General features: G+C 55.0%; 12 protein-coding genes. 10 read left to right on the top strand and 2 right to left on the bottom strand.

Annotated elements, in window-relative coordinates; translation table 11 throughout:
* From K7H09_RS23805 to K7H09_RS23775, 7 genes are all read left to right on the top strand, one after another.
* Positions 1-481: transketolase-like TK C-terminal-containing protein (locus K7H09_RS23805; protein ID WP_330165627.1), on the top strand; the 481-nt coding region annotated here is incomplete at its 5' end.
* Positions 482-484: 3 nt separating this feature from the next.
* Positions 485-838 (top strand): CidA/LrgA family protein, encoded by a 354-nt coding sequence (locus K7H09_RS23800; RefSeq protein WP_041159557.1) that lies wholly within the window; start codon positions 485-487, stop codon positions 836-838.
* Positions 828-1,553, top strand: coding sequence for an LrgB family protein (locus K7H09_RS23795; RefSeq protein ID WP_041159556.1), 726 nt, complete (start codon positions 828-830; stop codon positions 1,551-1,553). The genes K7H09_RS23800 and K7H09_RS23795 overlap by 11 nt, the downstream gene beginning before the upstream one ends.
* Before the next feature lie 108 nt (positions 1,554-1,661).
* Positions 1,662-2,699 (top strand): type I glyceraldehyde-3-phosphate dehydrogenase, encoded by a 1,038-nt coding sequence (locus tag K7H09_RS23790; RefSeq protein ID WP_041159555.1) that lies wholly within the window; start codon positions 1,662-1,664, stop codon positions 2,697-2,699.
* Positions 2,700-2,759: 60 nt separating this feature from the next.
* Positions 2,760-3,941, top strand: coding sequence for a phosphoglycerate kinase (locus tag K7H09_RS23785; RefSeq protein WP_041159554.1), 1,182 nt, complete (start codon positions 2,760-2,762; stop codon positions 3,939-3,941).
* A gap of 106 nt (positions 3,942-4,047) precedes the next feature.
* On the top strand, positions 4,048-5,112 hold the full coding sequence (gene fba, locus K7H09_RS23780) for a class II fructose-bisphosphate aldolase (RefSeq protein ID WP_009288694.1): 1,065 nt from the start codon (positions 4,048-4,050) through the stop codon (positions 5,110-5,112).
* Positions 5,113-5,262: 150 nt separating this feature from the next.
* The gene (locus tag K7H09_RS23775) at positions 5,263-5,613 is read left to right on the top strand and encodes a hypothetical protein (RefSeq protein ID WP_027958962.1); all 351 of its coding nucleotides are present in this window, start codon (positions 5,263-5,265) and stop codon (positions 5,611-5,613) included.
* Between the two features lie 16 nt (positions 5,614-5,629).
* Here the strand turns inward: K7H09_RS23775 and K7H09_RS23770 are convergent, their stop codons facing one another.
* Positions 5,630-6,061 carry a hypothetical protein gene (locus tag K7H09_RS23770; protein ID WP_041159553.1) on the bottom strand — a complete coding sequence of 144 codons (432 nt, stop codon included), beginning with the start codon at positions 6,059-6,061 and terminating at the stop codon, positions 5,630-5,632.
* Between the two features lie 286 nt (positions 6,062-6,347).
* Here K7H09_RS23770 and K7H09_RS23765 point away from each other — a divergent pair, with 286 nt between their 5' ends.
* The 3 genes from K7H09_RS23765 to K7H09_RS23755 all read left to right on the top strand — a co-directional run bounded on the left by K7H09_RS23765 (position 6,348) and on the right by K7H09_RS23755 (position 8,401).
* On the top strand, positions 6,348-7,046 hold the full coding sequence (locus K7H09_RS23765) for an HAD family hydrolase (RefSeq protein WP_027958964.1): 699 nt from the start codon (positions 6,348-6,350) through the stop codon (positions 7,044-7,046).
* A gap of 2 nt (positions 7,047-7,048) precedes the next feature.
* Positions 7,049-7,423, top strand: a complete 375-nt coding sequence (locus K7H09_RS23760; RefSeq protein ID WP_027958965.1) for a translation initiation factor Sui1 — start codon at positions 7,049-7,051, stop codon at positions 7,421-7,423.
* A 69-nt stretch (positions 7,424-7,492) separates the two neighbouring features.
* Positions 7,493-8,401: a nuclease-related domain-containing protein gene (locus tag K7H09_RS23755; RefSeq protein WP_009288695.1), complete on the top strand. Its 909-nt coding sequence runs from the start codon at positions 7,493-7,495 to the stop codon at positions 8,399-8,401.
* An 11-nt stretch (positions 8,402-8,412) separates the two neighbouring features.
* Here K7H09_RS23755 and K7H09_RS23750 read toward each other — a convergent pair whose 3' ends face one another.
* Positions 8,413-9,744 carry a deoxyguanosinetriphosphate triphosphohydrolase gene (locus K7H09_RS23750; RefSeq protein ID WP_039860938.1) on the bottom strand — a complete coding sequence of 444 codons (1,332 nt, stop codon included), beginning with the start codon at positions 9,742-9,744 and terminating at the stop codon, positions 8,413-8,415.
* Between the last annotated feature and the right edge of the window lie 113 nt (positions 9,745-9,857).

The following is a 9,857-nucleotide window of genomic DNA, read 5'->3' as shown; positions in this document are numbered from 1 at the left end:
GGCCATCAAGCGTCACTCTGGCCCCACGGCGCTGGTGCTGTCACGCCAGAACCTGCCCCACCAGCAGCGCACTAAAGCTCAGTTGGCAGCCATTCAGAACGGTGCGTACGTTCTTAAGGACAGCGAAGGAACGCCCGAGTTGATACTGATTGCCACCGGTTCTGAAGTCGGCCTGGCCATGGACGCCGCCGCCGAGCTCGAGCAGCAGGGCAAAGCGGTACGCGTGGTCTCCATGCCCTCGGCCTATCGCTTTAACGGCCAGGACGCCGAGTACCGTGAGAGCGTGTTGCCCAAGGCGGTGACCAAGCGTATCGCCATCGAAGCCGCCCATGCCGACTACTGGTACAAGTATGTGGGTCTTGACGGCCGCGTGATCGGCATGACCACCTACGGTGAATCCGCACCAGCGGGGGATCTGTTCAAGCACTTCGGCTTTACCGTCGACAATGTGGTCAAGCAAGCCAACGAACTACTCGGCTAAGCCATGCCAGCACTCAGTGGCTTTCTATGGCTGATTAGCTACTGGCTTATCGGTGAAGTGGTAATCCACTTCACCGCTTTGCCGATCTCGTCAGGCGTGATCGGCATGTTGCTGCTCTGCGCTACGCTCGCCGTCCGTGGCCGTGTCCCTAGCAGCATTGCCGCTGCCGCCCAGCCGCTTATTGCGCTCCTTGCTATGCTGATTATGCCCGGGGTTGTGGGGGTATTTTTCATCATCGGTGAACTGGCCGGTCAGTGGACGGCTATCCTAATCGCCCTGGTGGTAGGCACGCTACTCAGTGTGGTTACTACTCTGTGGCTGCTCAAGCGACTAATCGGGCAACCCAATGTCCGCTGATACACCGCTGCTTACTCTATTAACCACCACCCCGCTGTTTGCGGTGGGGTTAACGCTCACCGCTTACTTACTTGGTAGCGCTCTGTTCCAGCGTTTAAAGCGCCCTTCTTGGCTTCCCGCTATTTTGATCGCGGCGCTGCTACTGGCGGGAGCGTTAGCGCTGATAGGGCTGCCTTACGCTACCTATCAGCAGGGGGCCACCTGGCTAACGGTGCTATTGGGGCCAGCCACGGTGGCGCTGGGTATGCCGCTTTATCAACAGTTGCCGCGGATTGTTGAATTATGGCGACCGCTGGCGATTTGTTTACCCATCGCCGCAACGCTGGCAGCTTGCTATTCACTGGCAATTGCTTGGTTACTGGGCAGCTCGGACACCATACTCGCTTCCATTGCCGCTAAATCGGTAACCGCGCCTATCGCTATCGGCATTACGGAACAGCTTGGTGGTACGGTAGCCCTGCTGTTGGGTGCGCTGCTGGTCACCGGGGTGATCACGATTCCCTGTGTCAGCCTCGCTGCGCGTTGGCTGCATATTGACGATGAGCGCTTGATCGGTTTCGCCCTGGGGCTTAACGGCCATGCCATTGGCACGGTAAGAGCATTTGAGATCAGCCCCACCGCTGGGGCTTTTGCATCACTGGGCATGAGCCTTACCGGTATTTTCACCGCAGTACTGCTGCCACTCGCCTGGCGATTAATAAGCATGGGCAGCTGATAGGCACCGGCAGTTAATAAGAATCGTCCGCTGAAATACGTTATCATCACAACGAGTTCTAGCCTATTTCGATTATTGTTGATTCACTTTTAAGAGCCACCCTTCTGCATGGCTAATTCTGCTCCCAGGTATCGCATCGCCATTAACGGTTACGGACGCATTGGCCAATGCGTGTTGCGGGCGCTCGTCGAGCGGCGACACCCCGAACTTGAAGTGGTCGCCATTAATGAACTCTCTGATCTCGCGACCATCACCTATCTAACCCGTTACGACACCACCCATGGCCGCTTTCCCGGTGACGTCGATAACGACGGTCAGTACCTTATCGTCAACGGCCAGCGCATCCAGGTACTCTGCGAACAAGATCCACACAAGTTACCCTGGAAGGCGCTTGATGTGGATCTGGTGCTGGAGTGCTCCGGGAGCTTTAAAGATCGTGCCACCGCTGAGCTGCACTTAGCGGCAGGCGCTAAGCGGCTGCTGTTTTCCCAGCCAGCGGAAAATGATGTCGATGCCACCATTGTGTGGGGCATTAATGAAGGCGAGCTGGCGCTTTCCCAGCGCATACTCTCTGCCGCTTCGTGCACCACCAACTGCCTGGTGCCGCTGTTGACCGTTCTGGATGAAGCTCTCGGCCTTGAGCACGGTGTCACCACGACGATTCATTCGGCGATGAATGACCAGCCGGTGATCGATGCCTACCACCAGACCGACCTGCGTCTGACCCGCTCGGCAATGCACTCCATTGTGCCGGTGGATACCGGCTTGGCGCTGGGTATTAGCCGCTTGATGCCCAATCTTGCGAACCGCTTTGAGTGCCTGCACGTACGTGTTCCCACTATCAATGTCTCTGCCATGGACGTGGCACTCACCGTCAGCCGCGACACTCACCGCGACGATGTAAATAACCTGCTGCTGGCCGCCAGTCAGCAGCGCTTAAAGGGCGTGCTTGGCTATACTGAAGCGCCCATGGCGTCGGTTGATTTTAATCACGACCCTCGCTCAGGCATCCTGGACGCTACCCAAACCCGAGTGGCTGGCAAGCGCCTTATCAAACTGCTGTGCTGGTTCGACAATGAGTGGGGGTTCGCTAACCGTATGCTGGATATTAGCCAGCGACTGGCCAGACTTTCGACAGAAACGTAACCTATTTGCATTAACTGTTTATATTGAGTTCCACGGCCTAAACACGAGGAAACCGCTTCCATGAATGTAAAAAAGATGACTGACCTTCCCCTGGAAGGACAACGCGTGCTGATTCGTGAAGATTTGAATGTGCCCATCAAACATGGCCGCGTCTCCAGCGATGCCCGCCTGCGCGCCGCACTGCCGACCATTCAAGCCGCCGCAAAGGCTGGGGCGAAGGTGATGTTGATGAGCCATTTAGGGCGCCCCACCGAAGGTGAACCCGCCGAGGAGTTTTCCCTCGCGCCGGTGGCTGAGCACTTGGGTGAACTGTTAGGCCGCCCAGTGCCGCTGATCAAAGCCTATCTCGGTGAAACGGTCGGCGAAACGCTGGATCTCGCCAATGGCGACGTCGTACTGCTAGAGAACGTGCGCTTTAACAGCGGCGAGAAAAAAGATGATGAGCAGTTGGCGAAACAGTACGCCGCGCTGTGCGATATCTTTGTGATGGACGCTTTTGGCACCGCCCACCGTGCCCAAGCCTCTACCCATGGCGTGGCGCGTTTTGCCCCTAGCGCCTGCGCTGGCCCTTTGCTTGCCCAGGAACTCGATGCACTTGAGAAAGCGCTGGCACACCCGGCTCGGCCCATGGCAGCCATCGTCGGCGGCTCGAAGGTCTCTACCAAGCTGGATGTCCTCACCGCGTTGGCTGATAAATGTGATCAACTGATTGTCGGCGGCGGTATCGCCAACACCTTTATTGCCGCCGCGGGGTACAATGTCGGTAAATCACTCCATGAGGCTGATTTGGTGGGCCAAGCCAAAGCACTGATGGAGAAAGTCTCGATTCCACTTCCTACCGATGTTGTCGTTGCCACCGAGTTTTCTGAGTCGGCCAAGGCCGTTGTCAAGCCGGTCGATCAGGTGGCTGATAACGAGATGATTCTGGATATTGGCCCAGACACCGCTGCACATTTGGCCAGCATGCTTAAGGATGCAGGCACTATTTTATGGAATGGGCCTGTCGGCGTCTTTGAAATCGACCAATTCGGTAAAGGTACCCAGGTAATCGCCCAGGCTATCGCTGATAGCGCAGGTTTCTCTATTGCCGGTGGCGGCGATACCTTAGCGGCCATTGATAAATATGCCATTGCGGATCGCGTTTCGTACATTTCAACCGGTGGCGGCGCCTTTCTTGAGTATGTCGAAGGCAAGCAGTTGCCTGCCGTTGCTGCACTCGAAGCCGCCGCCAAACGCGGTTAACATTACACGACTTGAATCTAAACACTCACCATCGTTCAAACTGGTAGCTCAGTCTTTAAACCCAATTTTGACAACCCAGTCTTTACAACATAGATAAGGTAACTTCATGGCTTTGATCAGCATGCGCCAGATGCTCGACCACGCCGCCGAATATGGTTACGGCATTCCGGCGTTCAACGTCAACAACCTTGAGCAGATGCGCGCCATTATGGAAGCCGCTGATGCCACCGATTCGCCGGTCATCGTGCAAGCATCTGCCGGTGCACGCAAGTACGCGGGTGCGCCCTTCCTGCGCCATCTGATTTTGGCGGCCGTCGAAGAGTTTCCGCATATCCCTGTGGTCATGCACCAGGATCACGGCACCAGCCCTGCGGTCTGCCAGCGTTCTATTCAGCTCGGCTTCTCCTCGGTGATGATGGATGGCTCGCTGGGTGAAGATGGTAAAACGCCCACCGACTACGATTATAACGTCAATGTTACCCGCCGCGCGGTGGAAATGGCTCACGCCTGTGGCGTTTCCGTCGAAGGCGAGTTGGGCTGCCTGGGCAGCCTGGAAACCGGCATGGCCGGTGAAGAAGACGGTATTGGCGCGGAAGGCAAGCTGGATATGGAGCAACTGCTTACCGACCCAGAAGAAGCCGCAGAGTTTGTGAAAGCGACCCATGTGGACGCACTGGCGATTGCCATTGGCACCAGCCACGGCGCTTACAAGTTCACTAAGCCGCCTACCGGTGACACGCTCTCTATCCAGCGTATTAAAGAGATCCACGCGCGGATTCCGGACACCCATCTGGTCATGCACGGCTCTTCTTCTGTTCCCCAGGAGTGGCTGGAAGTGATTAACCAGCACGGCGGTGAGATCCCCGAAACGTACGGCGTGCCAGTCGAAGAGATCGTTGAGGGCATTAAGCACGGCGTGCGTAAGGTCAACATCGACACCGACCTACGCTTGGCGTCTACCGGTGCCGTGCGTCGCTTCCTGGCTGAGAACCCGTCAGAATTCGACCCACGTAAGTTCTTGAAAGAGACCGTTACCGCGATGCGCGATCTATGTATCGCCCGCTACGAAGCCTTTGGTACGGCCGGCAATGCCAGTAAGATTAAGCCGATCAGCTTGGAAGAGATGTTCCTGCGCTATGAGCGCGGCGAACTGGCTCCCAAGGTAAAATAAGCTTGTAATTGGCCCACTTTCGAAAAAGACGACCAACCGGTCGTCTTTTTTTGTGGCTAATTAAATAGATATTGCAATGCAGCATAGATGCGCTAACACTGGAGATGAGGTCACGATGTCTCGTGTTCCAGCAAGGAGGCCACAACGCTGATGAAACCCACAACTTCCCTTCCCCTAATGCCCACTCCCCCGGTAGCGATGTTCGATATATGGAAAGTCGGTATCATGGCCTTTGAGCTATGGTCGACGTCTTTGTCGACGATCACTATGCGAAATCATTTATGGCAAACACAGCCGTTTTTCAGCCCCAAAATGATGCAAGAAAATCAACGTATGGTCACCGAAAAACTCGAGGCCAGCATGGAAGCTGGCCTCGTCATGCAAAAAGCGCTGCTCAACTCAATGAGCGGCAAGCAGGCTCCCTGGTGGGTGACCAGCCAGCGCACAATGAAGCCTTACCATCAGCGTAGTAGCGCTAACTCGCGCCGACTCGCCAAGTAACGCTTAGGCACTGACGTTATGCATTATCGTCGGTGCCATCCTCGTCATCTTCGCTATTCTCTTCTTCGCTGCTATGAATGGCATCTTCTGGGCTGCCAGTGCCGCCCGTGCCCGCCTCTGGGTTTCGCTCTTCACTCTCACCCGATTCTAACTCGACGTCAGCTTCGCCCTCGCTAGTGGCTACTTCTTCGTTTTTCTCTTCTTCCTCTTCTTCTTCACGGACGCGTGCCTGCTCATCAGCGCCTTCGGAATCGCTAGAAGAAGCGCCTTCACCTTCATTACGCTTTACTGATCCCGCTTTAATGCCGTACTCCTCTTCAAGGGCTTCATCATCCAGAGGTTCGTGCTGTTCACCCTCAGACGCATGATTATCAGCAAACACATAGCCAGTGGTCGTTAATAAGGCAGCGCTAAGTGCAAAGGGTAGAAACCAAGGGGTTAATCGCATTAGGCATTCTCCATGTCGTGGTTATGAAAGAATAGTGCATCCCCACTATCTCTTCAGCGCAGCTGAGACATTTCCATCGCTTGTACTACTGCGTCTGCTGACGCTAGATGGCCTACAACAGTAGCCAGTAAAATGAGTGTAGCCATTTAAGCTGGCTCAAGAGTCACGTTCAGGCAAGCAAAAAATAACAAAACAGTGTTCACAAATGACGTAAAATCCCGTTCAATAGCAGTATGGATGGCTTCAACTAACACTGGCAGTGCATCAGCCGCTGCAAGGAACCACAATGCCGCTCCCACTTTTGCTGTTTGACTGTGATGGCACTCTTGTCGATAGTGAGCCGCTACTGGCTGAAGAGATGGCTGCCGGGCTCAATTCAGTAGGCCTGCCTTTCGCGTCTACTGATTATCTTGGCGAATTTCGTGGAGCGCGCTTTCGACGCATCGTTGCTGAACTGCAACAACGCTACGGTAACGTTGACCCTGACCAGCTTGACCGCATGGAAGTCTCTATGCGAGCCAATCTAGCCACCCGGCTTGCCCAAGAGCTGACCACCATCCCCGGCGCCCAAGAAGCGCTGGATACTCTGGCGGCTTATCCCAGTGCAGTGGTTTCTAATGGACCTGAAAGCAAAATTCATACGGCTTTAGAAGCGACAGGGCTCAGCCACTACTTCGGTAAACGTTTTTTCAGTGGCTATACCGCTAATTGCTGGAAGCCCGAACCCTGTTTACATCTACACGCAGCGAGTATCATGGGCTATTCAGCGCATGACTGCATTGCCATAGACGATGCCTTAGTAGGCGTACGCGCGGCGCTTCAGGCGGGAATGACGGTGATCCACTTAAACCGTTTCCCGGATGCCGAGACAACGCCTGAAAACGCTATCATGATTAGTAATATGTATCAGCTACCCGCTGTAGTGGAGCGACTCACCCGTGAGTATTGGCAAACCCCTGTGCCCCAACACTCAATTGGAGGATAAAAATGGCCTCTTTACGAGACCAGCTCGGTGGGCTGGTTTATTCCACCGAACATGGCAAAACCTGCCCCACTTGCCGCGAGCCACTCAATGACTGCCACTGCGATGATCTGAGCGAACAGCAGCGGCTGGCGGCGCTTGATGGCGTAGTACGCATTCGCCGCGAAACGAGTGGCCGTAAAGGTAAAGGCGTAACCACCGTCAGTGGCATTCCTCTGCCTGGCGAAGAGCTTAAAACGTTAGCTAAAACGCTTAAAAAGCGGTGTGGAACGGGTGGGGCAGTTAAAGAGGGTATTATTGAAATTCAAGGCGACCACCGAGACACCCTGCGTCAGGAGTTAAGCGCCCTTGGCTACCAAGTTAAACTCGCTGGGGGTTAGCCTCTACGCCACTATAACTTTCCATCGGGGCTTACCATTGGGTAAGTCTCTATAGAGCAAGGCACTGCAATGGCTTGGCTGGAATACGTGCTACCCCTAATTTTTTTATTCCCCATGGCGGCAATGGCCAGTATTGTCCTCGCGCTGCGCAGCCTGCACGATGCTCGCGTTCACTCTCCCTTCAACGTCCCCCTTCATGAGCCGGGCCAAGCGCTACGGCACCGCCTTGACCAAGCGTTTTCCAGCCTTTTTTTAAACGGTGCATTAGGGCCCATTATCAGCCTCGCCCCGCTAGTTTACGGAATGGGCCGTATGTTGTTTGTGGATAAACAGGATTGGGTTGAGTGGGCGCTGTATGGGCTACTTAGTACGTTGCTGGTACTGACTTTTTCATTATTGCTGGTACGCGACTATCAGCGTATCCGACGGCTAAAGTTAGGCTTAGCCTGTGAGCTCGCCGTTGGCCAAGAGCTGGAGCGCTTAGTCCGCCCTGATGCACACCCTTACTATGTATTTCACGATGTGCCTACCGATAGCTTCACGATCGATCACGTCGTAGTAACGCCCCATGGCGTATTTGTGGTTGAGACACGGGCAAGAACACTCGCTATCGGCACCGATGGCAATGAGCTCAATACAGTCGCGGTGGAACGCGAACGGTTGCGCTTCCCCCATTGGCAAGAGCGTCGGCCACTGCATAAAACTCGCCAAGGGGTTAACTGGCTGACTCACTGGTTAGAGCGGCGCTGTGGCGTGCCCGTCCCGGTACGGGGCGTATTGGTGCTGCCGGGTTGGAAAATAGATAACAGCGAAGCCGCTCCTGATATTTTAGTGGTCAGCGGGGACACGCTTGCTAAGCAGCTGACCGAGCTGACCCCAGGCCCACTCAACGATGCCATCCATGACAAGGTCATTAATGTGCTTCTTGAGCGCGCTCAGTTGATGGAGTTGAAGCACCTGAGCCAACCTTCGGTTTAATTAAACAGTACTCAATCACCGCGCAGTCGGCCGCCCATCTCCTGGGCTAGATCCACCGCGTAGTGGTCTGTCATCCCACCGATAAAGTCCAGCATTCGCCGATAGCTATCGTAGAGTGACCAAGATGGCAGGGGCGTGTTTTCACCTATCAGGGCCAGTACACGCTGGTGTTTAAACGATGAGTGCCCTGTGTGGTGAAGCTCGTGTGCAGCGCCAATAAAGGCTTCCAACAGGATACCCAGTGTCGTATAGGCGCCAATCTCGAGCTTCGCCTTACGCTCATTCTGGAAAATGCGCTCTCGAGCCAACTGCTTCGCCGCTTGAACGCCCCATCCCAGGTCAGGGTGGCACAACTCCAACAGATCCTCACTGAGTGTGCCGCTCAGCAGGGCCTGCTCGTGCTGCACAAACACCGTGCCAACATCATTGACCGCGCGCTCCATCGCAGCTCCTCGCAGCAGTGCAATGCGGCGCCGCTGTGACACATTACGATCTTGCATTTCGGCATACTCGGGCGGAAACTCTCCGGCAATTTGGCGCAGTATTTCGACAACCTCTTCATAGCGCAAGATGCCCATCTCCAAACCATCTTCCAGATCCAACAGGGCATAGCAGATATCATCTGCCGCCTCGACCAGCCACGCCAGTGGATGGCGACACCAGCGCTGCTCGCCTTGGGGCAACAACCCTACCGCTTCAGCCACCTCTTTGAGCAGCACCTGCTCTGACTGATAGGCGCCAAACTTGCCCGCTCGACCACCATAACGAACCGTCCAAGGGTATTTAAGCAATGCACCCAAGGTGGCCGCAGAAAGCCGCATACCGCCATTAAACTGGTTATATTCGATCTGGGTAATCACCCGAAAACCCTGGGCGTTGCCTTCATAGGTCAACAGATCTTCGCGCTCAGCGTCTGAAAGGCCTTCTAACAGGCCACTGCTTTGAGCGCGCTGAAACCAATCACGGATTGCATACTCTCCCGCATGGCCAAAAGGGGGATTCCCGATGTCATGTCCCAGGCACGCTGTTTGGACAATGACGCCAAGGTCAGCAGGCGTAATCCATTCAGGCAGGCGATCGCGCAGCAACTCCCCCACAATCATGCCCAAGGAGCGACCTACACAGCCAACCTCTAGCGAGTGAGTTAGGCGAGTATGGATATGATCGTTTTCGGTTAGCGGATGCACCTGGGTCTTGCGCCCTAGGCGTCTAAATGAACCTGAGAAAACAATACGGTCGTGATCTTTATGAAACGGGCTACGACCGATTTCACGGGTACTTGTTGAGCGTTGATCGTGAAGACGACGTGGGGAAAGTAACTGTTCCCAGCGCATCTGAGTCATGGGCATTCCTCCTGAGGAGTGCATTCTGACATAAAACGCCGGAAAACCGCACGTTAGTGTGAGGCGTGAGGCGTGAGGCGTGAGGCGTGAGGCGTGAGGCGTGAGGCGGAACA

The sequence above is a fragment of the Halomonas sp. IOP_14 genome (genome assembly GCF_021021315.1).
GTDB lineage: Bacteria > Pseudomonadota > Gammaproteobacteria > Pseudomonadales > Halomonadaceae > Vreelandella > Vreelandella titanicae.
Note: the sequence above shows the minus strand (reverse complement) of the source record. Positions and strands in the feature narration are given on the sequence as shown.

Coding starts and splice junctions, on each gene's coding strand:
- K7H09_RS23750 (WP_039860938.1), bottom strand. CDS start 9,744: ATGACTCAGATGCGCTGGGAACAGTTACTTTCCCCACGTCGTCTTCAC.
- K7H09_RS23775 (WP_027958962.1), top strand. CDS start 5,263: ATGAAACCCACAACTTCCCTTCCCCTAATGCCCACTCCCCCGGTAGCG.
- fba (WP_009288694.1), top strand. CDS start 4,048: ATGGCTTTGATCAGCATGCGCCAGATGCTCGACCACGCCGCCGAATAT.
- K7H09_RS23765 (WP_027958964.1), top strand. CDS start 6,348: ATGCCGCTCCCACTTTTGCTGTTTGACTGTGATGGCACTCTTGTCGAT.
- K7H09_RS23795 (WP_041159556.1), top strand. CDS start 828: ATGTCCGCTGATACACCGCTGCTTACTCTATTAACCACCACCCCGCTG.
- K7H09_RS23755 (WP_009288695.1), top strand. CDS start 7,493: ATGGCTTGGCTGGAATACGTGCTACCCCTAATTTTTTTATTCCCCATG.
- K7H09_RS23770 (WP_041159553.1), bottom strand. CDS start 6,061: ATGCGATTAACCCCTTGGTTTCTACCCTTTGCACTTAGCGCTGCCTTA.
- K7H09_RS23790 (WP_041159555.1), top strand. CDS start 1,662: ATGGCTAATTCTGCTCCCAGGTATCGCATCGCCATTAACGGTTACGGA.
- K7H09_RS23800 (WP_041159557.1), top strand. CDS start 485: ATGCCAGCACTCAGTGGCTTTCTATGGCTGATTAGCTACTGGCTTATC.
- K7H09_RS23760 (WP_027958965.1), top strand. CDS start 7,049: ATGGCCTCTTTACGAGACCAGCTCGGTGGGCTGGTTTATTCCACCGAA.
- K7H09_RS23785 (WP_041159554.1), top strand. CDS start 2,760: ATGAATGTAAAAAAGATGACTGACCTTCCCCTGGAAGGACAACGCGTG.